General features: G+C 64.0%; 17 protein-coding genes and 1 tRNA gene. 6 read left to right on the top strand and 12 right to left on the bottom strand.

Going from position 1 to position 24255, the window contains the following annotated elements; all coding sequences use genetic code 11:
* Position 1: 1 nt before the first annotated feature.
* From A7X12_RS24100 to A7X12_RS24075, 6 genes are all read right to left on the bottom strand, one after another.
* Positions 2 to 2932: a class I SAM-dependent DNA methyltransferase gene (locus A7X12_RS24100; protein WP_332308580.1), complete on the bottom strand. Its 2931-nt coding sequence runs from the start codon at positions 2930 to 2932 to the stop codon at positions 2 to 4.
* 9 nt (positions 2933 to 2941) lie between these two features.
* Positions 2942 to 3478 carry a hypothetical protein gene (locus A7X12_RS24095; RefSeq protein WP_064313959.1) on the bottom strand — a complete coding sequence of 179 codons (537 nt, stop codon included), beginning with the start codon at positions 3476 to 3478 and terminating at the stop codon, positions 2942 to 2944.
* A 75-nt stretch (positions 3479 to 3553) separates the two neighbouring features.
* Positions 3554 to 4405: a hypothetical protein gene (locus A7X12_RS24090; RefSeq protein ID WP_064313958.1), complete on the bottom strand. Its 852-nt coding sequence runs from the start codon at positions 4403 to 4405 to the stop codon at positions 3554 to 3556.
* Between the two features lie 50 nt (positions 4406 to 4455).
* Positions 4456 to 5109 (bottom strand): hypothetical protein, encoded by a 654-nt coding sequence (locus tag A7X12_RS24085; RefSeq protein ID WP_010543165.1) that lies wholly within the window; start codon positions 5107 to 5109, stop codon positions 4456 to 4458.
* 42 nt (positions 5110 to 5151) lie between these two features.
* On the bottom strand, positions 5152 to 5802 hold the full coding sequence (locus A7X12_RS24080; protein WP_064313957.1) for a hypothetical protein: 651 nt from the start codon (positions 5800 to 5802) through the stop codon (positions 5152 to 5154).
* 283 nt (positions 5803 to 6085) lie between these two features.
* Positions 6086 to 9145, bottom strand: coding sequence for a MobA/MobL family protein (locus A7X12_RS24075; protein WP_157105716.1), 3060 nt, complete (start codon positions 9143 to 9145; stop codon positions 6086 to 6088).
* A 610-nt stretch (positions 9146 to 9755) separates the two neighbouring features.
* Between A7X12_RS24075 and A7X12_RS24070 the strand changes: the two genes are divergently transcribed.
* Positions 9756 to 10592, top strand: coding sequence for a hypothetical protein (locus A7X12_RS24070; RefSeq protein WP_064313955.1), 837 nt, complete (start codon positions 9756 to 9758; stop codon positions 10590 to 10592).
* Between the two features lie 113 nt (positions 10593 to 10705).
* Here A7X12_RS24070 and A7X12_RS24065 read toward each other — a convergent pair whose 3' ends face one another.
* On the bottom strand, positions 10706 to 13237 hold the full coding sequence (locus A7X12_RS24065; RefSeq protein WP_232318670.1) for a TonB-dependent receptor: 2532 nt from the start codon (positions 13235 to 13237) through the stop codon (positions 10706 to 10708).
* A 116-nt stretch (positions 13238 to 13353) separates the two neighbouring features.
* Here A7X12_RS24065 and A7X12_RS24060 point away from each other — a divergent pair, with 116 nt between their 5' ends.
* Positions 13354 to 14076 carry a response regulator gene (locus A7X12_RS24060; RefSeq protein ID WP_064313953.1) on the top strand — a complete coding sequence of 241 codons (723 nt, stop codon included), beginning with the start codon at positions 13354 to 13356 and terminating at the stop codon, positions 14074 to 14076.
* Positions 14073 to 15440: a sensor histidine kinase gene (locus tag A7X12_RS24055; protein ID WP_064313952.1), complete on the top strand. Its 1368-nt coding sequence runs from the start codon at positions 14073 to 14075 to the stop codon at positions 15438 to 15440. The genes A7X12_RS24060 and A7X12_RS24055 overlap by 4 nt, the downstream gene beginning before the upstream one ends.
* 27 nt (positions 15441 to 15467) lie before the next feature.
* Here A7X12_RS24055 and A7X12_RS24050 read toward each other — a convergent pair whose 3' ends face one another.
* The 4 genes from A7X12_RS24050 to A7X12_RS24035 all read right to left on the bottom strand — a co-directional run bounded on the left by A7X12_RS24050 (position 15468) and on the right by A7X12_RS24035 (position 19317).
* Positions 15468 to 16736, bottom strand: coding sequence for a type II toxin-antitoxin system HipA family toxin (locus tag A7X12_RS24050; RefSeq protein WP_064313951.1), 1269 nt, complete (start codon positions 16734 to 16736; stop codon positions 15468 to 15470).
* Positions 16733 to 17050: a helix-turn-helix domain-containing protein gene (locus A7X12_RS24045; protein WP_064314126.1), complete on the bottom strand. Its 318-nt coding sequence runs from the start codon at positions 17048 to 17050 to the stop codon at positions 16733 to 16735. Before A7X12_RS24045 ends, A7X12_RS24050 begins: the two co-directional genes overlap by 4 nt.
* A gap of 93 nt (positions 17051 to 17143) precedes the next feature.
* Positions 17144 to 19144: a hypothetical protein gene (locus A7X12_RS25790; RefSeq protein ID WP_157105715.1), complete on the bottom strand. Its 2001-nt coding sequence runs from the start codon at positions 19142 to 19144 to the stop codon at positions 17144 to 17146.
* Positions 19145 to 19240: 96 nt separating this feature from the next.
* Positions 19241 to 19317, bottom strand: a tRNA-Pro gene (locus A7X12_RS24035).
* Between the two features lie 184 nt (positions 19318 to 19501).
* On the opposite strand from A7X12_RS24035, the gene pnuC reads away from it, so the two are divergent.
* The 3 genes from pnuC to A7X12_RS24020 all read left to right on the top strand — a co-directional run bounded on the left by pnuC (position 19502) and on the right by A7X12_RS24020 (position 23064).
* Positions 19502 to 20056, top strand: coding sequence for a nicotinamide riboside transporter PnuC (gene pnuC / locus A7X12_RS24030; RefSeq protein ID WP_064313949.1), 555 nt, complete (start codon positions 19502 to 19504; stop codon positions 20054 to 20056).
* Entirely contained in the window at positions 20053 to 20577 is a 525-nt protein-coding gene (locus tag A7X12_RS24025; protein ID WP_064313948.1) for an AAA family ATPase, read from the top strand. The genes pnuC and A7X12_RS24025 overlap by 4 nt, the downstream gene beginning before the upstream one ends.
* A 186-nt stretch (positions 20578 to 20763) precedes the next feature.
* Complete coding sequence (locus A7X12_RS24020; protein WP_064313947.1) at positions 20764 to 23064, top strand: TonB-dependent receptor; 2301 nt, start codon at positions 20764 to 20766, stop codon at positions 23062 to 23064.
* Between the two features lie 102 nt (positions 23065 to 23166).
* Here A7X12_RS24020 and A7X12_RS24015 read toward each other — a convergent pair whose 3' ends face one another.
* Positions 23167 to 24129: a CsgG/HfaB family protein gene (locus A7X12_RS24015; RefSeq protein WP_157105714.1), complete on the bottom strand. Its 963-nt coding sequence runs from the start codon at positions 24127 to 24129 to the stop codon at positions 23167 to 23169.
* Between the last annotated feature and the right edge of the window lie 126 nt (positions 24130 to 24255).

Genomic DNA, 24255 nt, shown 5'->3' with positions numbered 1-24255 from the left:
ATCAGGCCTTCTTTGCCCGTTTGGCGGGCTTTGGCTGGCTGGCGGTCATCTTGGTGTAGAGGTCGAACAGCTTTTCCAGCCGTTCGGTATCGTTGCGGAAGCGGCGGCCGATATAGATGCGCTCCAGCACCTCGTCATTCTCGTCATGCGCGCGGCGCAGATCGTCCGGCATCGCCTCCGGATCGTAGAGATCGGCGATGGTCGCGGGGAAATGCGCCTCACGCGCGAGCAGGATGTTCTCGGCGGTGCGGGTTAGATCGGCCTTGTCCTGTTCGGTGAGCGCGGGGACTGGAAAGGTATTCCATACAAGCGACGGCGAGTACCGAAGGCGGTTCTCCAACTTTCCTCCCACTGTCCGCAGCCAAGCCATATGCAGCAGGCTACTGACGATACTTAGCTCCCATGGCTTTGGATTATCAATGCTCTGCGAAGGTGCTATCACGATCTCTTCAGGTTTTAGATAGCCAACTGCAAAATAAATTCTGCGCTCAGATGAAATTTGTGGCACTACCAGTTTAATAACGTCTTTGTGCCTGTCTTCGGCAAATCTCTCGGGGAAAGCTGCCAGCTTTGCAGTCGCCTCTCGTTGGCTCTGGCCCCGATATCGTCTTACCGCCTCAATCGTAACTGCGAGCTCCGCTCTTTGGAACTCTGACAATGTTGAACTTGTAGGAATATGAAGAACATATCGCGTTATCCCATTAATGAACTCGGTTCCACCGAAGCCGCGCTTATAAAGCGTCGCGACACTGGGGCAATCACGCGCGACTTTCTCATATTGCTCATTTTCGACAGTAAAGAAACCACCATCATTTGACATGCTGCCGAATGCCATTCGCGAAAGATCTGACAATGGAGCAGATCGCTTTTCGACTACTATGTCAGGCATAGAAATCAGATATGGCCCAATGCTGGGTACCTCGCGCGCCATTCCATCTGAGTATATTTTGCTGACAGCGGCACCTTTGCTAGCCGTCAATCCTACCACACAGCATGTTACACCAGCATTATCCGCGGCATTGTTGGTCCACTTGAAACCCTGATGGCACCAAGATATTTTAATACGAAATTTCTTGGTAACTTCATGAAAAATAGCAGCCTGCTCACCCTCGAAGAGACTTGTAGTACTAACGAACGCAGAATTCACAGTGTCGACATGCGACAAATACGAGGCTGCGGATACGATCCAGCCACCAACGTAATCGATATTGCCGAATTTGCTTATATAAGTTCCAACAGTATTTTTGAGATCCGCCTTCTGCTCTTTTGTCTGATACTTAGTCCCGACATATGGCGGATTGCCACATATATATGTCTCTACCTGTTGCGATCTGCTTACCTCAAACTCGTCAAAGGCAAGCCGCCCGGTCGGCCTAGCAAGATCCTGCTCCTCCGCCAGCGTCGCACAGACCGGAGGGCACACATCCAGCCAGTCCAGCCGCAGCGCATTCCCAACTGTAATCTGCCCGGTCTTGTGCAGCGGCAGCACCATCGCGCGGGCTTCCTGCTGGCTGAGGTACAGACAGTCCGCCTGGAACTCGGCGATCAGCAGCGCGAGGCGGGCGATCTCGGCGGCGAAGCCCTTGATCTCGATGCCGTAGAAGTTGCTGAGCGGGATCACGCTGCGGCGCTCGTCCAGCTTCAGGCTGGCCTCGCCGCCCAGCCGCCGCACGATCTCCGCCTCGATCGCGCGCATCTCCTTGTAGGCGATGACCAGGAAATTGCCCGATCCGCAGGCCGGATCGAACACGCGGATATTCGCCAGCCGCTTGCGCAGGTTGCGCAGTTTCTGCCGGCTGTCGCCCGCCGCCTCCAGCTGCTCGCGCAAGGAGTCGAGGAACAGCGGGTTCAGCACCTTCAGGATGTTCGGCACGCTGGTATAGTGCATGCCCAGCTCGCCGCGCTCGCCATCGTCGGCAACGGCCTGGATCATCGAACCGAAAATGTCCGGGTTGATCTCCTTCCAGTCCAGCTCGCCCGCGCGCAGCAGATAGGCGCGCGCCGTGCGGCTGAAGCGCGGGCTCTCGGTCGCGCCGGTGAACAGGCCGCCGTTCACGTAAGGAAAAACGTCCGCATAGGGGCGGATGCCTGCGGCGCGACGATAGCGGTCGTCCGGGGCGCCATCATGGGTGACCGGCGTGTCCATCGCGCGGAACAGCTCGGTCAGCACTTCGTGCGTGTTGCCCCATTGCTCCTCGCCGCTGCCATGGCCGGCATGGCTCATCTGGGTGATCGTGGCGGTGAACTGGTTGTCGCGGAAAATGCCGGTGTCCTCGGCGAAGAAGCAGAAGATCAGCCGCGCCATGAACTGGTTGAGCTCGTGGCGGCGCTCCTCGGTCGCCCAGTCCGGATTGTCCTTCAGCAGCTCGACATAGAGCTTGTTGAGCCGCCCCGTCGCCTTGACGTCGATGGGGTTGTTCTTGATCTCCTTGACGGTGGAGATGCCGGCCAGCGGCAGGAAGGTGGCGAAGTGGCGCGGCAGATCGGCATAGGCGCAGGCGATCACGTCGCCGCCGACCAGATCCTCGGCCTCCACCGTCTCGCCATCGGTGGCGAGCAGGAACTTGGCCTTGGCGCTGGCGGTCTTGGGGCTGGCGCGCAGGGTGGCGAGCATTGCTGCGACCTCGCCCGCGGGCGCGATGCCGATATGGATGTTGTTGCGCTGGAGCACGCCGCCGACATCGGACTGGTTGGTGCCGTTCTTGGTCGCGCGCAGCCGATCGAGCGTCGCCTTCTTGGCGCCGAACGCCTGGAGGAACTGGAAGGGAAATTCGGCGGCGTCGAACGGCTGCTGGACCAGGTCGGATACGGCTTCTTCGATCTCTACGGCGTTCATTCGGTTCGACAGGTCCAGTGTTTGGCGGCCCGGGTCGGTGGGCCTGGAATCACCGGGCGGACGATAGGCAATGTCCGCCCGGGTGTCATGGGGCATCGTGGCGCTTCAGAGGGTCGCGGCGAATTCCTCCATCGCCACGCCATCGGCGAAGCGCGCGCCATCCGGGACGTGGATCGACCCGACCAATTTGATGCCCCACGCACGTCCGGCCGCATCGCGCCACAGCCGGTTGGCGCGCGCCATGCCGCGTGCGATCCGGCCACGCGGGGGCAGCGGCGAGGCTATCAGGCTGGCGCGTGAGCCGATCGACCACCGGTGCGTGTCGGTAAGCAGTTCGATCGGTGCCTCGTCGGAGGCGGCATAGAGCCGCACCTGCGGGTGCCAATCGACCCAATGAGTCGCGCGCGTGGCGAGCGACACCCCGATCGGTCCGTTGGCGATCGGCGAAGCGAATTCGACATAGACGACGTCGCGGCCGTTGTCTCCGACAACGTCGGCGACCTGGAGAGCCTCCATGGGGTCCCGGCGCCTGCCCGAGGCGAAGGCCACCGGGCTGCCGATGGGGGCGTCCGGATAGCCCATGGCGGTACGCAGGCCGATGGTCCAGGCCTGCAGTGTGTCGAGCGAATGCTGGATGGTCATATCGTAAATCTCCTTTGGGGCCGGCGGCCCGAATGCTTTCTTTTCCGCCCCTCCTCCGAGGCCGTGGTCACCGCGTCAGCCACCAATCCCCGCCGCCAGCGCTTCCACCTTGCGGGCTTCCGCCGCGAAGGCCCGGGCCACCAACTCTTCGCCATATTGCTGCCACGCGGCGGCGTAGTCGCGGTGGGTGCAGTGAGTGGCGATGAAGGACGTCAGGCGGTGCGTCGCCTCGAGGACGGAGGCGGTGCCGCCCGTCAGTGCCCGCCAGCGCATCAGCAGCGCGGCCGTGGTCAGCACGTCGCCTTCGCAGACCGAGCGGACGGATGACCATTTCCCTTGCTGCATCAGCTGCGAGACGAGGTCCGGCCGGCAGGTGACCTTCGCGGGGATGCCGAACCGGGCGGCGACTTCGGCCAGGTGCGCCGGGACCGCACCGCCGCACATCTTGCTGCACAGGTCGAGGTGGCCGGAAGCATCCCGGCGCCACGGCGCGACGAGACGGGTCATGCCGGGCGGCAGCCGCAGACCGGCGTCCATCGCGCCGATCAGAATCTGCGGCAGGTCGCTGTGGAAACCGCCCCAGGTGACAAGCTGGACGCTGCCGAGCTGTTCCATATCAGCGAAGAACGCACCGAGGACGGCTGCCTCATCGTGTTCCGGCAGGCTGCGGGTCTCCAGCCGGATCGGCCGAAGACCGTCCTCGGCTTCCGTCATCACCAGCCAGGATAAGGTAGCGATGCGCCGGAGCGGCCATCGCGGCGTCACGCAGGGGTCGTTCGATGGCAGATACTCGGCTTGACCCGACCGGAGGCGTTCACTCGCCTGGTAGCGGGCGTGCGCTTTATGATCATAGGTGCGCTCCGCATCGAGCACGACGACGAAGCGGGGGGTATCGCTCTTCCAGAGCAAGGGCAGGTCTTGATTCATGGTAGGTCTCCGGCGGACGCGCAGCGTCCGCATGTTGTGGGTGCAGAAGGTCAGCGAGGGGTGCGCTGGTCAGCGAGCCAGCGGTCGAGCGCGCGCCGGGCAATCTGGGCGGGGTGCTCGGCATCGTCGAAATAGCCGTGCCCGGCGGCCCAGCTTCGCCAGCCGGCGATGGCTTCGCCGATCAATTGCTCGGCGGCGATGCCGGGATCCGGCAGCAGGTGAAGGGGCGTGGCCGCATCGCACGCGTCGAAATCGGCATTAGGGCCGCAGAAGCACGGCAGGAGCATTGCCTTTGCCTGCCGCAGATGCGGGGTGTGCTCGCGCGGCAGATCACGCCAGCGGCCGGCGGTGTCGGCAGCCGCGGCGACGATGCCCGGATGCCGCACCGGGTCGGCCAGCGCGAGGAGGCGCCGCGGCACCGAGCCCCAATTATCCCAGCTGACCACGGTTTGCGTGGGCGGAAGCTGCGGCTCCAGCCAATCGAGCAAATCGCTGACGGTATCACCCTCGCCCAGGCAGCGGGCGTCGGCGGAAAAGCGATAGCCGCCGTCGTCGTTCGGCATGACGGTCAGCGTGCCGATCCCGCAGACCAGGCGCGCATCCGGCCGGTGACCGGCTCCGGGACAAGTGCCGATGGTACGCACGGCAAGGCCGATCGAGACGGGCGCGAAACCGCGCCCCTCGATCGAATCGATGAGACACATGGGAGAATTCCTTGATTTGAACCGAAGTGCGGCTGCGGTTGATCAGCCAGCTGCGGAGAGCAGGTCCGCGACATGGAGGTGGGCGGCGGCGTGATCCGCTTCTTCGAGCCAGGCAGCGAAGGCGGTTCGGAGCGTGGCGGTGATCGGCCGGCCGGCCGCCTTGATCGCCACGAGCCGATGGAGGATCAGGCGGAAGCACCCGATGACGTCGATCTGCGCATCCTGCTCGATGGTATGCACATCGGATCGCACCCAGGACGCGAAGCGGTCGTTGGGGGCGGTATGCGCGCACAAGATCTTGGCCTGTGCGCAGGCCTGCTGGAACGACAGTGCGCCTGCGCGGGTACGCGCCGACAGGTTGAGCACGTCATTCTGGCCGAGGCCGGCCAGCGTGGACAGCGCGCTGCCCTCGGTGGCGCCCGGCAGGCGACCGAGCAGCGTCGCGGCATCGGTCAGCCGGTATCCGAAGATGGCTGCGCCTGGGTGCTCCAGATGCTGGTCGAGCCAGTGCAACAGGGTATCGACGGGATCGGACGGGCGAAGAACGATGCTGTCGAGTACGAAATTTACCCGGTCGCCTTGCGGTTGGGCACTCAGGATCGCCGCGCCGACCGGAATGGTGCGGTCAAGGCCGAACCTTGAGCCGACATCCAGTTCGGCGATGTGCACGGTTTTGATGGGGGCAGGTATCATGAAGATGCTCCGGATGCACGACATCGACCCAGACCGCGCAGGGCGGTGGGCATGACGACGTACAGTTGCTGGGGATGGCCGGCCGAGCCGGTCTCGACGAAGGTGTGATCAAGCGCAGCTCGGCGGATGCCGAACTTAATTTTCCGCTCTTTCAGAACCTTCGCTTCAACCTGCCTTCAAATTCACCTTGGCCGAGGGCTTTTCCATGCTGCCGTCATGGCAGCGGTCGACGTCGCAATCTGCTAGGCGCCGATCGCAGTATTCAAACCCGGTACCTGTCCAATCAGGTGATCGTCGGCCGCTGCGAGAACTGGCGGGCAGCGCGCTTTTGGAAGCGCCGATTTGCCGCGGCCTGTTCTTCGACCGCTGCCCAGAGCTCGGATCCAAGCCGGCGCAGCTCTTCGGCGGCGTGTGGATCCTTTAGCGCGACAGCCGCGCGACGGTTGCGTTCCCCAATGGGGATGCTGTTGCCGGCCTTCGCCTGGGCGCGGTGCGCTTCCAGCCACTGCTCGACGAGTGGATGCTCGGCCGCAGGGGGTACAGCTGGCACTCGATCCATCGGAGCTTCAGCGGCAGGTTGAACCGGCGTGGGCGTCGCTGGCCGAACGGCCGGCTCGACGGGCACCGAGGCTGATGGGATGGGTACTGGAACCACAAGCGCTCGCGCCTGCGAGTTCTCCTCAGCGGGCGTGTGGATGGTCTGTTGTGCAGCGGGCTGCGCTACCCGGCCCTCCTGCGAACGCCGAATGGCCTCGAGCCGGCGCTGTGCGGCTGCCCCTTCCAGAGACTCGCGCTCGATACCGAGACGGTTGGCGTCGGTCTCACGGATGGTGAAGCCGTTCTCGCCCTGGTGAATGGCGATCGCTGCCCTGGATATTTCGTCGATCGCCCGATGCACCTGCGGCGCGACGCCCCGATTGGCGGCCTGCTCCGCCAACCCCTTTTCCTGCGCCGCGCGCAGCCGGTTCTGAACATCGGGATCGACGATGTACCGCTTCAGGCCATCCTGAAGATCGCCATCGCGATGAGCCAGCGTCCATTTGCCGTTCGCTTCCGCGGGGATGGTGAGGATCCCGGGTGCAGCTTCCACCGCTTTCACGATTCTGGCGATCAGGTGGTTCTGGCGGTCCCGCAGCCTACTGAGTTCCTTCTGTTGTTGCAGGGAAGCGATGTCGAGCATCTCCACGTCACGGGGCGTGATATCCAACGGTTCAACCCGCCCGTCACGCAATTTGAGTCGCCGCCGCTTGCTCTCGACCTCGGCGAGCCAGCGGCTGACCTCTTCCAGGCCACGAGCTGTTGCCGGCTTCGAAGAATTTGCGGGGGCGGCAAGCGGTGGAGGACTCCTCCTGGCCGGCTCCGGCGACACGGTTGCGGGCTTTTCGTATGGGATGAGGGCTGCTGGAGTGGGCGGCACAAGCACGGGCCTGGGAGCCAGGCCGCGATCAGGTTGGACCTGGGTCGCCGCATTCTGTACGGCCACTAGCTCTGCATCGATACGCTTGAAAGCGACCTCGGCATCCCTGATCAGGGACTTGGCGAGCTCGACCTCGGGCGCGAACGCCTCTTCAAGGTCTGCGAGATAAGTGTTCGCCTCTCGCACCCGCTGCTCATAGGCTTGAAACATCCGATTTGCCGCTGGATCTTTGCCCCTGGCGCGGCACTTTTCAGCCTGTTCGACGGCGCGCCCCTTCATCTTCCGGCCAGTCTGCTCAGCGTTGCTGCAAGCCATGGCGTGGAAGATGTCGAGCAGAACTTTGCCCGTCCAGGCTGCGGCACGCGCCTCTGCCTGCGCGCGCTCCAACTCCGTCAGCTTCTCGCGCGCCTGAGGGGTATCGCCAAGGTTGGCGCGGAGTCCGCGAAATCGCTCTTCATCCGCCTTTTCGACCTCCGCGAAGCGCTGGATCATCTGGAATTGGCGCGCGCTCCACCCTTTCCGAGCATTTTCGCGGTCTTTGCTAGGGGCTGCCCCGCAGTCGGCAATGAACCCGACGCTTCGGCCGAGGTGCTCTTGTGGCTCGGCGCAAAGGTGCATCTCGGCATACGAACGGGGATCATAGCGGCGGACGCTTCCGATCGCCTCCAACTCAATGTTTACCGCAGCGGCGAAGCACTTGCGCATTTCCATAGGCCAAGTCTTGTGACCGACACCGCGGTCCTTATTCTGGCGATAGGGATAAGTATCTCGAATATTTCGCGTAGACGACCGTACTTTCTGTACGATCTCAAAGTCCCATTGGTCGCCAATTTTGTCGCAGGGTCTTTCGTAATAGAGCAGGTGAAAATGCCAGTTGCGATTGTCGTTGGCAGCACTCGGCGCGTGGAGTGCTACGAAATAGCGCAAGCCGCGGCGCTCCAATTCCCGTACCAAGCGCTGCAAGACACGCCGACATTGGCCGCGATCAAGTTCGGCAGGCAGTTCGCCGGTGATGCGGCGCTGGACGATGCCGCCGCGCCCCCTCCGAAGATATACCTGCCCGTCCGCGTCGTGCTTTTTGAGCCAGCTGCGACAGCTGGAAATGTCGTCGTCTATCTGGAAAGGATGCGTCTTGCTCTTCTCGCTTGAGGTTTTCGGTACGCGATGTGCCTCCGGGTCTTCGAGGATTCGGATGATACCGGTCTTTAGCGCAGGTGGAATCGTGGGCACGCCGAGCAGGGTCCGCAACGCCGCCTCGTCGTAGGATTGCGACAGACAAATGCCGTCGAGGTGGCCGCTATTCTCATGCTCGAGAATTTTCGCGAAGAATGTGGTCGGATCTTCGACATTGGCCAGTATGATGGCGGTGCCGTCCGGATCGAGCGCAACCGCCTCGTCGCGAGCGATGTAGCCGACATGCGCAACGGCCTCATGCACCGTCGGGACGAGATCGGTGGCGACGGCCTCTTCACGCGCCACATAGCCGACGTGGAAAACAGGGTCTGCATCTTTGCCATCATTGGTCCGACACTTCCCGTCGACCCCTTTGGTGACGTTCGTAAGCGCAAAGTGAAAGGATTGGCGGCCATCCCGCGTGGTGGGGCGCCCACGTGGGGGACGCGGTATATGAAACTGTGCCGGAGGCAGACCCGAGCGAGATGGGTGCGGTGTTTCAGGGTCAAGCTGCCGCTTCGGTTCGTACGTCGGCCCCCGGCGTAGCAGCTTGAGCACGTCGGTTTCCCTACCGGTGATGTAATCGTCCGACAGGTGCGCTCGATACTTCGCCATCGCGGCTCGAGCGCGCGCAGCCTTGGACGCAGCAAGCGCCGCTGTGGGATCGAAGTCGAAGTCGAGCTGAATAGCCATGCACATATTGTCTGATGCGCGCGACTCTAGCGCAATAAAAAACTTAATTTTGCCAGTCACTTCAGGTTATAGGATGGACTGGAAAAAACTAACGGCGTATAGCCGCCACTGCCGGTGACGGCAGTGACTATCACGAAGTGACCGCTCGCCAGAGCCTCCCCAATCTGGATGCACTGCATACAGAATTGGGGAATTGCGCGACTGGACTAACCTGGGATCTGACTTCCCAGAAAATGGGTTTGAAAGCCCTCGAAATCCGGGTTTTAAGGGAAACCGGATGGGGCCTGCTTCCCCAGAAATGGGCTAGGAAGCCGGGGAAATCCGGGTTTCCGGGGAGCCGGATGGGGGCTGCCTCCCCAGAAATGGGCTCGGAAGCCGGGGAAATCCGAGTTTCCGGGGAGTCGGATGGGGTCTGCTTCCCCAGAAATGGGCTAGGAAGCCGGGGAAATCCCGGTTTCCGGGGAGCCGGATGGGGGCTACCTCCCCAGAATGGGCTCGGAAACCGTGGAAATCCGGGTTTTCAGGGAAGCTCCTGCGGCTGGCGCAAATGGAGCGGCAGCGGTAATATTCGGAGCGGAGCGGAAAAACGGGAAAATCTCCGGCAGCGGAACTTGCCCCGGACCTGCCCGGGCGAATTTCAGCTGCGCTCCGCCACGAGCGAAAGGTCGAGATGCCGGCCGCCGAGCTTTTCCATGCTGCATTCATGCGAGCCCGCGCAGAAGGCTTGATCGAGGATGATTTCCTGGCGGGTGCGTCAGCCGGAGCCGAAGGTGACGTGGTCGGCGCCCTTTCCACCGGATTCGTGTTGCCGCCGGCGGACTTCGAGAAATCGGGCCGCCCGATCTCGCGACCCTATTGGGATGCCGTCCGGAAATTCCCGTTCCACTGGCCGCTGGATCTCCCGATCGGCGATGGTTCGAATTTCGAATGGGAAGACGATCCCATGCCGCGCTTCGCTAGCTACGAATTGATGATCCAGAAGGACGACACCTTCGCGTGGTGGGCCAAGCAAGCGCAGACACGCTTCGCCAACCTGTCGATGCTGATCCGGATGATGCGCCAGAGCCGGCGCAATGACGACGAGAATATTCGGCAGTGGGCTGACCACGAATATACCGAGATAATCGGCTCAACTGAAGCGGAAGTGCCCGATCGAAATCTCGCGCGTTTGTTGGGCGGAGACTACAGCATTCTCATCGACGATGAACGACTTCGAATTTGGTGGAACTGGGCAGAGTGTCACTGGGCGATCGCCGGCTTCCTTTCGCAACGGCACGGATATCACACTGCGGCCGATCCATTCGACGATGATCTCATCGCGACTTGGCTGTTCCTGTTGGTCGGACGGCACGTGATCGACGAGTGGAGCCAGCCGGCATGGTTGCGCAGCCGCCTGTTCGACTGGCGCCAGCTACCGCTGTTCGCGGTGCCCGTTCCGGCGGCGCGCCTTCTCGTACCGAAGGGCGCGCTGCCGCTTCATGGCCCTGCGACACTCAAGCAGGAATAGGCCGGGCATGCACGTCGCGGCTTTCGCTTAGCCGCAAGCATCCGACGAAGGCCGTGAAGCTCATGATCGACGTCGAACGCGGGAAGACGTCTCCGCGATAAATTCGATCTCGACTAGAACGACTTACGCAGCGTGAAGCTGACCATCCGCCCCAGCGGATCGAGATACGCGGGCTGATAGCTGAGCGGCGTGTTACCCGCTTGATCTCGGACGGACGGCCGCGTGTTGAACAGGTTGGTGATGCCGAGGGTGGCGCGCGCACCTTTCAGCCATTTGGGCGCGTGAACGCCACCGAGGCGCTCGGCAAGGTTCGCGAACACGGTGAGGTTCACGACCGCGTAGCCGCCGAAGTGCAGATCGCCCTGGGCACTGCCCCATCCGCGAATTTCCGTCCCGCTCTGCCAGTTGACGGTCATTCTGGCGCCCAGGCCGCGCTTGAAGGCCCCGGCCTGGAACTCGACTTCGTGCCGGCGGCGACCACCGCGTACGTCCACCGCACCGCCGTCCAGCAGATCAAGTCGCGCGACGCCTGCCCGTGGCAGGATCGAGTCCTCGAAATACCAGTTGTGATAGACGCTGAGGAACAGTCGGCTCGATAGATTTCCGATGCTACGGGCCGCGGCGCTCCCCGGATCGGCTTGGGTGAACACGGCGCCCGGAAATGCGCGGCGCGCCTCCGCTTCGCTTCCGAACACCCGAACGTTCCCATTCTGCAGGCCGGGCGGCACCGGACCAAGCGGCCTGACGAAGTTCACGCCCCAGCGCAGCTGCTTCTGCCGGGCATCGGCGAAGTTCAACGGCCGTCCGTCAATCGCGGACAAGACCCCGTCACCGCGCCGCGTGAACCGGCCCGGAAACGCATCCTCGATTTGTGGCGTCAGGATCGGGAAGGCGGCGATCGGGCTGTCGATGCGCGACGCCACATAGTCGATGCTCAAGGTCAGATCGGTCCGCGGGATCGGTCGGAGGGTCACGCCCAGCTTGACGAGGTGTCGATCCTCCGCGCGCAGGGCGGCATTGCCCCCGAAGATCCGGGTTGTGTCGACCACCTCCTGCCGGACGAGATCGAAGGTGCGGACGTTCGGTGTCACCAGCAGCGGGGCTCCGAGCTGCTCCAGGGTCGGGGCGGTCTGGTCGTCGGCCACGGACAGGATGACGCCAACCGCCGACGACGGGCTCCAGCGCAGACCATAACCGAAGCTCCGCAGTCTCCCCGCATCGGAAAGCTGCTCCAGCGCAAGGTTCACATTGGCTGAGAGAGTGCCGAGCACCGCCCCGTGCTTGTCGCCGCGGTGGAAGATGGGCAGATCGAGGTCCAGCTGCGCTGCCCCGCGTTGGCGCGAGGGAGAAACGTGCCCGGCAGTCGCACCGCGGCCCCAGCGGCTGTCGAACGTCGAAACCTCCACGGCCGCGTGCGCGCTTGCCGACAAGGGGCCTGCCGGCAACTGCACGATCGGCCCGTTGAGCAGCAGGTCCGCCATGGTGCGCGCGTCCGTGGACCGCGCCGGCTCCCGCCCCGCAGCGCCGTCGCCCAGATCCGTGCGGGTGTTGCTGGTCGACCGATCGTGACTGGCGGTGACGGTCCAGAGCCACGGGCCGCTGGGCCCGCCCAGCGTCGTGCCGAGATGCGCGATGCCTCGGTCGCTGTGGCGGCGCAGCGACCGAGTGCCGATCGCACCCAGCAGGCTCTCGGTCCGCGTTCCCTCGAAGCGGCCGTTCAGCGTTGCCGCAATATCACCGGGAAGCTGCCCGCTCACCACGCCTTCCAGCGTCACCTGGTCGCTGCTGGGTAACAGCGTTCGAAACTGCCCGAGCTCGGGTGTGCCGACAAACTGCCGGAGGTCGCGTTCGCTCTCCAGCAGCGACGCGGCGCGGGTGTAGGTCGCGCCCAGCGAAAGCCGCGTATCGCCGCGGATCGCGAGATAGTCGACCTTGCCCGTGCCGCTCTCCCGCCCGCCCTCGGTCGGCGCCAGCAGACCCAGTTGGCCGATACGGGATCGGAAGCGCTCCAGCGTGACGACGTTCAGGACCTTTTGGTCGGCGCGGTAGCCATAGCGAAGCGCCAGTTCCTCCGGGAACACCTCCATCCGTTCGATCGCCTCGGCGGGGATCCGCGCGACTTCCAGCAGGCTGGTTACGCGGCGGCCGTTCAGCAAGACGACCGGGCCGCCATCTTCGCGCCCACGCGCACTGGCCAGCTGGGGCCCGAGGATATCGAGCAGCGCACCGATATTGTCCGCGCCGAGCGCGCGGATGTCGAGCGGGCCGAACGTGCGCTCGGGAGGCACGTCGCCGATCACGGCGCCGCGCGCGCGGCGAGTCGTGACCAGAATATCGTTTCCGGTGCCGCGCTGCTGCTGTGCGCTCCCGTTGCCCAGAAGCGCGGACGGATTGTTGCGCAGCTGCTCTTCCAGCTTGCGTTGGATCTCCGGCGGCAGCGGCTTGCCATCCGCACCCCGAAACTGGACAGGGGCGGGGCTGTTCTGCCCCGGCGTCGGAGAGCCGGCCGGTTGCGCCGCGGGGGAAGACTGGGTTGTCGCCGCGTCGGATTTCGCGCTTCCCGCGGGCGATGCCTGCTGGGCCTCCACCACGGCGGGGACGATACCGCCTATCACCCCGACAAGTCTTCTGATCGTCCGCCCCACGTGCACCTCCCGAAGCTGTGTTGGTGGGATTGCAGCGGAAGGGCGTAGCCTGGGGATGCCCGTTCGGTAGCGCGCGCTGTTACGCAAATGCTACAATGGGCTGCTACACATTGTGCATGCACGCAGAGGTGATTGCCACGAACACGGTCCTCATCGTCGACGACGATGCCAGTATTCGGGATGCGCTTGCCGACTTCCTGAGCGGCCACGGCTATGCCGTGCGGACCGCCGCCAGTGCAGTGGCCTGCGACCGCCAGCTCGCCGAAGCACCCGCGGATCTGATCGTGCTGGACGTGATGATGCCCGGCGAGGACGGGTTGTCGCTCTGTCGCCGCCTGTCGAACGCGAGCATACCTATCCTGATGCTCAGCGCGCTCGACGCCGTCACCGACCGGATTGTCGGTCTCGAAGTGGGGGCCTGGGACTATCTGACCAAACCCTTCGAGCCACGAGAGCTGCTGGCACGGGTGCGGGCGCTGCTGCGGCGGCCGTCGCGGGCAGGGGAAGAGCAGCGCCCCTCCCGCGGGGGCGTGACGTTCGCCGGGTGGTGGCTCGATCTGGAGGAGCGGCGGCTACGCGATCCTGCCGGGCGTGCCGTGTCGCTCAGCGAGGGCGAACACGCGCTCCTCGCCGCTTTCGTCCAGCGTCCGGGACGCATCCTGACGCGCGATGCGCTGCTCGATCTGGCGCGGGGCATGGACGCCGCACCCTATGACCGCGCGATCGACGTCGCGGTCAGCCGCTTGCGCCGCAAGCTCGCCGAGGCAGACCCGATGCCGGTGATCGAGACGGTGCGCGGCGTCGGATACCGCTTCCTGCCGACGGTGCGAGCGGCGTGAAGCGGGCGCCCAGCGCGCTCGTCGCGATCGGCGGCTTCGGCGTGGCCGTGGCGACGCTGAGCGTGGCGACCACCGCCGCCATCGTGCTCCTGGCGCCGCAACCGCCGGCCGTTCGCGTCAGCGCCGCCGAGGCGATCGCCGCGCTCCGCAATCCGATGCCGGGCTTCGAGCGCCGGATCGTCCCCGAGCCGCTGCCCGGACCGCGCACGGCGGTGCTGGAAGCGATTATCGCCTCCGAGCTGCGGCGGCCTGTCGGCGATGTTCGGGTCGTATCATCCGGGGCCAAGCCACTGGGCGACAAGGCCGCGACCGTCGTGGGGAGCGTATTGCGGGCCGACAAGACCGATGCACCCCCGTCCTTCGTGCTGGTCCAGCGGGGGCGCGGAAGGTTCGAGATGGTGTCGCCCGGTACGGTGAGCAGCGCGATCCGCAATGCCATGATCGGGCTGCCGGTGCCCGCCTTCACGGCAAGCGTCCGGCAGTCGGATGGTCGATGGCTGAGCGTCGCACCTGCCCGGCCGTTCTTCGCGCGTTGGCAGGTGAACATCCTCATCGCCCTGGCCGTCAGCCTGATGCTGCTGGCACCGATCGCCTGGATCTTCGCCCGCCGCCTGACCCGGCCGTTCCGGACCCTCGCCGATGCGCTCGACTCCGGTGGGGCGGTGCGCATCCCGGAGGAGGGGCCGCGCGAGCTGCGCGAAGCCGCGGCGGCGATCGCCGCGATGCAGGCACGGCTTGCCGCGGAAGCGGCCGAGCGGGCACGGATGCTCACCGCCATCGCACACGACCTGCGCACGCCGCTGACCGGGCTGCGGCTCCGGATCGAGAGTACGCCCGAGCCCCAGCGTGGCCGGATGGTCGCCGATGTCGAGCGCATGCAGGGAATGATCGGCGAGGTCCTGGCATTCGCACGCGACGCAGCGACACCGCCCGAAGCGCTCGACGTGCGCGCGCAACTGCACGCGATCGTGGACGCGCTGAACGAACGCACTGCGGCGATACGGCTGCTGCCTGGCGACGAGGCCCGCATCTTCGCGCCCGAGCCCGCCTTTCGCCGCGCCATCGAGAATCTGCTGCGCAACGCCGTCGACTATGCCGGCGGTGGAGAGATCGGCGTACAGCGGATCGAGGATCGGGTGCTCATCTCGGTGACGGACGCAGGGCGCGGCATTCCCGCCGCGGATCGCGAACGCCTGCTGCTGCCGTTCGAGCGGGGCGAAGCCTCACGCAACCGCGAGACGGGCGGGGCGGGGCTGGGCCTCAGCATCGTCCGTGATTTCGCGATCCAGTGGGGCGGCGACTTTTCTTTGGGTCAAGCTCGCAGCGGCGGCACCGCTGCGAACCTGTTGTTGCCCGCTGCTTGATTTTGCGCGCTCCGCGCCCGCCCGCAATCAGGCGGCTTTGGTATCCACGAACCTGCTGCGCACCTCGCGCAAGCGCTCAACGATTTCCGCGTGCGACGCACCGACACCAGCTTCGCCAGCGAAGCGTGGCCAGTCCGATACTGCACCATCGACTGCGTCGACGATCTCCGCGATCCGGCGGTCGGCGATGCCATGCATCCTGCCGATACGGTCGACATGCCCGCGCGTCGGTCGCCGCCCTTCGCCGGCAACCGCGAGATAATGCTCGCCGCCCGGGCCGGTCGAATAGGTCAGGTCATAGGCTGGCGCCAGCCGCCAGCGCCCGGTCTGGTCCATCAGAAAGGCATGCTGGCGGGTATGGTCGTCGCGATTGTAGGCCAGCACGTTGAAGACCATACGGCGGAACGCTTCCTCCACGTCGCGCACGTCGCGGGTGATCGCGAGAGTCGCCCGCAGGAAACCGTCATAGTCGAGGCTCGGCACATGCGGCGGCGCCTCGACAGCGCCGGCGAGGCTGAGCATGTGCAAACGCCGGCCGTCCCCGGGACGGTCGAAGCGGCGGGTGGCGAAATAGCCGGGCCCATGGCGAGCCGGCAGCAGGCGGCTGTCGGCCATGGTGATACCCGCTGCTCGCGCCATCTCGGCATAGGCCTGCTCGATGGGGCCAATATCGATGGGATCTAGCAACGCGGGAAACTTCACGATCCAGCTTTCGAAGCCTGGCGCGTTCTCGCCCTCGTCGATGCTGACCGCGCCGTTGGCATCGAAGCCGACATGCACCTTCGGTCGCGCGCCGCCGGAGGCACCGCCAAGTCGGGCAAGGACATCGACAAGGTTGGCATCGTTCCCCAGCAGAATCGACTGCGACTGCGCGGCGAGCGCATCCAAGTCGAGCCCCGCTACCTCGGCAGGCGGCGTTGTCGCCGGCGCGAAAACCAGAGCCCCGCGCCCTTCCTCGCCGACAAGCGCAAGGCGATCGATGGGGTCGAGAGTTTCCCAGCGCGTGCCCAGGCGCTCCACGCGGCGCTTCATCAGCAAGGCGCCCCAGCCATCCGGCAGACTGTCGGCGAGGAAGCCATGCAGCCCATCGAAGGCGCGGCCGCGCGCTTCCACAAGGCCATGTTCGGGCGGATAGAGCAACGGGGATACGGCGATGCCGGATGCGAGGACTTCCTTGCTCCACTCCAGCATCCCACGACCGTTCGCCATGACCGCCCGACCGACGGGCTGGTCGTCCGCACCATCCTCGAATCGCAAGCCGATCGCAATCGGCGTCCCCGGTGCGAGCCGCGTCACGTTGCCGACCTGGTTCGAGCTCGGCGACGCGGCGGAGCAGGCTGTTCCCGTTTCTGTTGTTTCAGCAGATCGTCCATGCTGGCGGCCGCTGGGGGTGGGAACAGCTCCGCCAGCTGGTGCTCGCAGCGGAGCAGGATCGCCGCCCGCGCCAAGTCTTCTATCGAGGCCTTACCCTGCGTTTCGAGGCGACGCCAGGTACTGTAGGACACGCCGGATCGCTCTGCCGCCTCGGCCTGGGTGATTCCCATGGCAGCACGGCGTGCTTGAATACGAGCACCCAACTTGGCGATCGACTCGGATGGCGTGATCAGCATAGCCCTTATATGGGCACTTATGCCAACATACGCAATAAATTGCTCATATGAGGACATTTGGATTTGCTAAGGGCGGGCGATTTGCTCGATTGGCTAGCGGGGCCGTCGTCCTCGAGTCCCACCGAAATTCTGGCGGTCCTTGGACCGAAGTTGCAGTACTCTCGGCTGAATATGCGAGGTTAATGGTGTCAACCACTGCAGCGCATCCAGCTTATCTTCGAGCGTGGCCTCCTCGTCATATGTTCGTGTGGTCTCGTTTCCACCTTCATGGCCCAAGATATCAAATCGGACTGAGTCTGGGACCTTGCCCTTCATGATGGAAGAAGCAGTGCCTCGAAAGCTGTGGACATCCTTGTCCTTCATTGCACCTCTGACTTGATGGCGCCATTCAGTTCCATTTGGGAAAGCCCAGTCTCTCCATTTTTTGAAGACAGACTTGTAGAAGGTGCTCGCGAAGCTTTTGCTTCGTGCCGAGCGCATCTCGGGAAAAAGCAATTCGCGTCCACGTGCGCGAACTTCTGCAATATAGTCGATGAACCCCAATCTTATCAACTCAGGGTGCACTGGTAGCTTTCGTACTGACTGAACATTCTTTAAGGATCTCAAATCCGTGTAGTCTATCTCAAAATACGGAATAGTTGCCTTCTCGAACGTGTCGGCGAGGGGCAGGGCTACCAGTTCAGAAGATCGTCCACCGTACAGTGCCATCATGAGTGGTAGCCAATACCAAGCGTCATGATACACCTCTTTACCTGGCTCCAGGCGTCGATCCAGACTGGCGCAGCCATGCCAAATTGGGGCGCTGAACAACTGCGCGATTTCCTCCTTGGTCCAGCTGGCACGCAGATCGCGCGCTCGCTTACGGTTCGATTTGCCGCCTTTCTTGCCGATCCCTTTTCGAATCTCACGGATTGCCTTCTCGACCGCCGCTAGTTCCACCGGCTCGTGGTTGCCCCCGCGGTCGGAGGCGGCGAATGTAAGAACGCTGGATATCCACGTCAGGTGTTTTTTCTTGGTGGCCAGACTCATGCCCAGCATCGAAGGATCCATTCCCTTCGCGCGCGCAAGGCTGGCGGCAAGGCCGCCCGCTTGCTCCTCGGCCGTGCGGCCCCACCGGTTGGGGAGCGCATCGCAAAGCTCGTCGAAATTCTTGACGTGGTCCTTCGTGATCTGCTCGATCACGACATTCTCCCCGCAGGCGAAGTCGAAAAGGCGGATGGCAGTCCGAACCTGCTCGACGGTGTCGCGGCTCCATGCCTCTTCGCCAACGAACTTGGCGATGCACTCGTCCATAGCTTCGACGAGCAGCTTTCCGGGGAATTCAGCGCTCGTTGATAAGGGGGGTGTCGGTGTTCGAGGTGCAGGCGGTCTTGCGTCCGGCGTTGCAGGTGTAGGCCGCGGGTGAGGCGGCGGAGAAGAAGGTGCCATTTCGAAGCCCAGGGGCTCGGTAGTCGAAACCGCCTCCATTGCCCACTTGCTGAGATCTCCCGGTTCACGTCCGAGTTCATCGTTCGCTGCTTCGCAAGCGGCGGCTCGGGCGCTGAAAACTACCTGTTGGACGCGGGATCGGTTTGTGGGGCTGAGCTCGAAGCCGAACTTTTCCGCGTAAGCCTGCAATTGGCGAAGGGAGACCAGCGAGCCGCTATGCCTATCGGCCTCTTCCAGCAACAGCCCGACATCCGCCTCCGACCAACCGCTACGGATCAGCCGCTGCTGCTCATCGTGCGGCCAAGCGGCATCCGGGCCGTTGCTTGCGCGATGTCGCCAGAACTCTGCATATATCCGGTTGGTCAGGCGGTGCGCAGCAACGGGTTCGGTGCTACCAATCTGACTTTGAAGGATGCGGTCCAATTGCCAGCGCATCGCGTCCTGAAAGATTCGCTTGAGCGTGGTCGCGTCGATCATGGACCCGCGTTGCCCGTATGCCACCCGTAACCCCTCCAAGGCCCCACCGAGACATTCGGCGATGACACGGGCTTGGTAAAAATTTGCTGTTCGTAGCGGCAGGTCGATCGGGATGATCACACCGGAGAGGGTGATTTTCCGCCGCCACCAGAAAAGATGACCGCGTCGAGCGAGGTTGGGATGCTTCATCGCATGCACGTCCGTGTACAGCGAGGGGTACACTCTGGGGTACAGAGTCCCCCCTCGGAGAGGGTTGGGACGTGTTTTCAATGCTTTGACAGAAAGTGGTCGGGGAGAGAGGATTCGAACCTCCGGCCCCTGCCTCCCGAAGACAGTGCTCTACCAGGCTGAGCTACTCCCCGACGGAGTCCGGTCTACAATGCTTTCGGGAGCAGACCGGCTTGAGCTTGGAGGCGCGCCTATAAGGGCCGGTTGGCGGAGCCGTCAAGCGGTTCGTTACGCCAAAATCGCAATGGACCGATTTTTTTCCGAAACCTGCGTTGTTGCGCTCTCGACCCCTGCTTTGCGTGCGGATAAGCCGATGCGGTGTCGCCGATCGAAGCCGTTGCCACCCTTTTCGGCGTAGCCAATGTCACGCTGGTCGTGCGGCGAAGCCTTTGGAACTATCCCTTCGCGCTGGCGATGGTCGCGCTCTACGCATGGATCTTCCTGAAAGAGCGGCTCTACAGCGACGCGCTGCTCCAGTGCTTCTATTTCGCCGTCAACGGCTATGGCTGGTGGAACTGGCGCCGCGCCCGCAGCGATGCAGGGGAGGTGCCGGTGGTTCTGCTCGGCAACGGCGCGCGGCTGCGCTGGGCGGGCGTAACAGCGCTTGCCGCCCTGGGCTGGGGAGCGGCGATGCATCGGTTCACCGATGCGGCCTTTCCCTGGTGGGACGGTTCCATCGCGGTCGTGAGCATCGTCGCCCAGATTCTGCAGTCGCGACGTGCCTGGGAATGCTGGCCGCTCTGGATCCTGGTCGACCTGCTCGCAATTCCGCTGTTTATGGTGAAGGGGCTCTGGTTGACGGCCACGCTCTATTGCCTTTTCCTGGCGCTTTCGGTGTGGGGGGCAATCGATTGGAATAGGGCGCGACGATGATTCCCCGCACGATCTGCCTGCATGGTCCCGAAAGCACGGGCAAGACGACGATCGCGCCTCGGGTTGCGGAAGCGATCGGCGGCACGGTGCTCGACGAATATGGCCGCGAATATGCGGAGACGCGGGGCACCGACTTCACGATGCGCGATCTGGTCGAGATCGCGAAGACGCATGATGCGGGCACGCAGATGATGCTGGCGGCCAAGGATGGCCCCCTGATCCTCGACACCGACCCGCTAATGACGGCGGTATGGGCGGACATGCTGTTCGGCACGCGCGACCCCTGGTTCGATGCATGGGACGCAACCGCCGACCTGTACCTGCTGTTCGACATCGATCTTCCTTGGGTGGCAGATGGCACGCGACTGTTCGGCACCGACGAGGCGCGGCGGCGCTTCTTCGAGCTTTCGCGTGCTGAACTGGAGCGACGCGGGGTACGCTGGGCCTGGGTTCGTGGGGAAGGGGAGGCGCGGTTTGCCGCTGCGATGGCGGCGATCGCAGCATTCGGCGGTGCCGACTGACCTGGTCGCATCGAAGCGACGAACCGCCCGAATTCCGTCACAGGAAGTTCACAATCGCGGCCTAGCGGGACGGCGACGGTAAACGGGGACTACATCATTACGACGTTTTCATAGCGGGCCGATGGCCGCGCTGCTTCCACGCATGCCGTTCAATCAAAATACGAAACATCCAGTCGGGGAAATCCAATGCTTCATCTCGCGCGCGACAAGCGCAGCCTGCTGATCGGCGCCGCCCTGGGCGCGCTGTTCACCTCCCACGCAGCTTTCGCGCAGGACAGCACGTCTGCCGCGGGCGACGACGGCCTGGCCGAAATCGTGGTCACCGCCGAGCGCCGTCCCGAAAACCAGCAGGACGTGCCCGTCTCGGTCGCCGTTCTGCCGGCCGCGCAGGCGCGCGACTACACCGCCGGTGGTGACGACACGCTGCTCGCGCTCTCCGGCAAGGTGCCGGGCCTCTATGTCGAATCGTCGACCGGCCGCATCTTCCCGCGCTTCTACATTCGCGGCCTCGGCAATGCCGACTTCTACCTCGGCGCCTCGCAGCCGGTTTCGATCATCCAGGACGATATCGTTCTCGAGCATGTCGTGATGAAGTCGAACCCGGTGTTCGACGTAAACCAGATCGAAGTGCTGCGTGGCCCGCAGGGTTCGCTGTTCGGCCGCAACACCACGGCCGGCATCATCAAGTTCGACTCGGTTCGCCCCTCGCAGAACTATGAGGGTCGCGCGACGGCGAGCTATGGCAGCTATAACAGCGTCAATGTCGACGCGGGCGTCGGCGGTCCGATCATCCAGGACAAGCTCGCCTTCCGTATCTCTGGGCTCTACCAGCACCGCGACGACTATATCGACAATAGCTACACCGGCCCGACTGCCGACGGTACGCGTGTCGGTCGCAAGAACGCCGCCGGCGGCTTCAACGAGCGTGACGTGCGCTTGCAGCTGCTCGCCACACCGAACGAAAGCCTGTCGATCCTGGCCTCGGGCCATGCCCGCTGGTATGACGGCACCGCCACCGTGTTCCGCCGCGCCGCACTGCCGCTCGGTTCGAACCAGATCACCGGCGTGCAGTTCACCCGCGCGCGCTGGGACGAAGGCGCCGACAATCCCCAGAACTACAAGACCGCCGGTGCCTCGGTGCACATCAATTGGGATATCGGCCCCGTCACGCTGACGTCGATCACGGGCTATGAGACACTGTCCGGCTACAGCCGCGGCGACACCGATGGCGGTGCGGGCGCCGACTTCGGCAACGCCGGCTATGGCGAGTCGATGGGCCGCGTGCGCGGTCTCGACCAGTGGACTGAAGAATTCCGTGTCGCGAGCAACGGCGAGGGCCCGTTCAAGTGGCAGGTCGGCGCGATGTACTTCGATGCACGCGACATCACCGAATTTTACCAGCGCGCCTATTTCCTCACGCCGCCGAACAACAATCCCAACAACTGGGTGCGGCTGCACAACATGAACACCAGCTGGGCGGTGTTCGGACAGGTTAGCTACGAGATCGTGCCGAAGCTGACGATCACCGCCGGTGGCCGCGTGACGGAAGATACCAAGACGACCGATCTGCTGAAGACGGCGAACACGGTTGCGAACCTCTCCACCTACAAGGGCCGGACCCATGCGCGCCTTTCGGACACGCAGCCGAGCTGGGACCTGAGCGCGCGTTATGAGATCAACCCCGACGTGAGCATCTATGCCCGCGTGGCCAAGGGCTTCCGTGGCCCGACGATCCAAGGTCGCTCCGCAGTGTTCAACTCGGACTTCTCGACCGCGAACTCCGAAAAGATCCTGTCCTGGGAAGCGGGCGTGAAGAGCCAGCTCGGCCGCACGCTGCGCCTCAACGTGTCGGGCTTCTACTACACGGTCGACGACATCCAGCTGAACGGCAACGACTTCAACGGCAACGGCGTGCTGCTCAATGCCAACAAGGCCAAGGCCTATGGCATGGAGGCCGATCTCGATTGGCGTCCGGTGCGCAACCTCTCGATTCAGGCGGGCGCAAGCTGGCTGCACAGCAAGATCGAGGACAAGAATGTCGAGGTGCAGACCTGCGCCTTTGGCGGCGCGCTGGCCTGCACCGTGCTGGCGCCGACCCGGACCACCGTGCTATTCGGCTCGCCGGTCTTCCTGACCAAGATCGACGGCAATCCGCTGCCGAACGCGCCGGAGTATAACTTCAACGTCAACGCGCGTTACGACATCCCGATGGACATCGGTGGCAGGCTGTTCCTCCAGACCGACTGGAACGTGCAGGGCTACACCAACTTCGTTTTGTACAAGACGAAGGAGTTCACCGCGAACGGCAACTTCGAAGGCGGTCTCAAGATCGGCTATACCGCCGAGAACGACGCCTGGGAGATCGCCGGCTTCATCCGCAACCTGACGGGCGAGAAGAACCTGAAGGGCGTGATCGAGAACTACCGCGCCGCCGTGCTCAACGAGCCCCGCGTGTTCGGCCTCTCGCTCAGCGGGAAGTTTAAGTAAGCGATACCGGTTGCGCCTCCTCCATCTGGGGGAGGCGTCACGGGTACAGAAAAGGGCCGCCGCGGGATCTCCGCGACGGCCCTTTTCGTTAGCCGCGTCCGATCAGTTCGACGGTGCGAGCTTGGTGTTCAGTACCCAGCCGACATTATCGTTCTCGTCGGCCACTTCCCACCACAGACCGTCCTTCTTCCCGGTGGGGTAGAGGATCGCGCCGACCGGCAGCGTGCGGATCACCTTGCCGGCCGCGGCGGGCGTGGCGCGCATCGCCACCGGTGCCTGCGCGGTGAAGGTCTTGGCCGGCGCAGCCTGGGCGGTGCCGGCGTCGCCGGGCTGCACGAGGCCGAGTTCATTGACCATCTTCGAATAGGCGTCGATGAACGCGAGCGTCACGATTCGGCCGATGTCGGTATTGTCATAGCCGCCGCCGACCGCACCCAGACCGCCGCCGATGAAGCCGACGCCGCCACCCGCGCCCCAGGATACGCTGTTCTTGGAGGCATAGCCTTCCTGCGTAGCGATCGTTTCGGTCGTGCGCACATTGGTGAGCGACAGGACCGTATTGGCCTCCATCTTGCGCGACTTGATGCCGCCGATCAGGCCGCCGATGGGTCCGCCGAGCACGCCGCCGGCCGCACCGGCAATGCCGTTGCCCGCCGCATTGCGGTTCGACGCCTGCACTTCCGCGACGAGAACATAGTCGGCGGCTTTGATCTGGCCCTGGCCGACATTCGCGCCGCGCTGATGGCCAAGATTGCCGCCGATGTTGCGCTCCAGTTCGGCCGCCTGCAGGCCCGAGCCGCGGTCGACGAGGTTGAAGCAGCCCGAGCGCTGCACCAGCACCTTCAGCAGCTTCTGCGGCGGTGCCAGCGAATATTGCGTCCAGCCGCGGGGATCGTCGCCGTCGACGATCGACAGTGTGCCCAGTTTGCGCGCGCAATGCGGTACGTCCTGCACGGCTTGTTCCTGCGTGCGCTGGGTCTTGGTCGGCTTGCTTTGGGCGAGGGCGGGGACCGCGCCCATGCAGAGTGCCATCGCCCCGGCGGCGCCGAGCAACTGCTTCATCATCGTACTAAAACCTCCCTGTACAACCAAGCGGCGCCCGCCGTTGCGAGGCCGCTCCCCGGTTGCGTCCGTAACAGAATGAAGCGCCGCGGCCTAGCGATGCCGCGTCACCGTACAATCGGGTACTTT

The sequence above is a fragment of the Sphingomonas sp. TDK1 genome (assembly GCF_001650735.1).
GTDB lineage: Bacteria > Pseudomonadota > Alphaproteobacteria > Sphingomonadales > Sphingomonadaceae > Sphingomonas.
This window is presented reverse-complemented; position numbering and strand designations above follow the sequence as displayed.

Bases quoted from the DNA above. Each gene is read 5' to 3' on its own strand.
- A7X12_RS24045 (WP_064314126.1), bottom strand. From the start codon at position 17,050: ATGCTGATCACGCCATCCGAGTCGATCGCCAAGTTGGGTGCTCGTATT.
- A7X12_RS24015 (WP_157105714.1), bottom strand. From the start codon at position 24,129: ATGATGAAGCAGTTGCTCGGCGCCGCCGGGGCGATGGCACTCTGCATG.
- A7X12_RS25790 (WP_157105715.1), bottom strand. From the start codon at position 19,144: ATGAAGCATCCCAACCTCGCTCGACGCGGTCATCTTTTCTGGTGGCGG.
- A7X12_RS24080 (WP_064313957.1), bottom strand. From the start codon at position 5,802: ATGATACCTGCCCCCATCAAAACCGTGCACATCGCCGAACTGGATGTC.
- A7X12_RS24060 (WP_064313953.1), top strand. From the start codon at position 13,354: ATGCACGCAGAGGTGATTGCCACGAACACGGTCCTCATCGTCGACGAC.
- A7X12_RS24025 (WP_064313948.1), top strand. From the start codon at position 20,053: ATGATTCCCCGCACGATCTGCCTGCATGGTCCCGAAAGCACGGGCAAG.
- A7X12_RS24100 (WP_332308580.1), bottom strand. From the start codon at position 2,932: ATGCCCCATGACACCCGGGCGGACATTGCCTATCGTCCGCCCGGTGAT.
- A7X12_RS24095 (WP_064313959.1), bottom strand. From the start codon at position 3,478: ATGACCATCCAGCATTCGCTCGACACACTGCAGGCCTGGACCATCGGC.
- A7X12_RS24020 (WP_064313947.1), top strand. From the start codon at position 20,764: ATGCTTCATCTCGCGCGCGACAAGCGCAGCCTGCTGATCGGCGCCGCC.
- A7X12_RS24085 (WP_010543165.1), bottom strand. From the start codon at position 5,109: ATGTGTCTCATCGATTCGATCGAGGGGCGCGGTTTCGCGCCCGTCTCG.
- A7X12_RS24070 (WP_064313955.1), top strand. From the start codon at position 9,756: ATGCCGGCCGCCGAGCTTTTCCATGCTGCATTCATGCGAGCCCGCGCA.
- A7X12_RS24090 (WP_064313958.1), bottom strand. From the start codon at position 4,405: ATGAATCAAGACCTGCCCTTGCTCTGGAAGAGCGATACCCCCCGCTTC.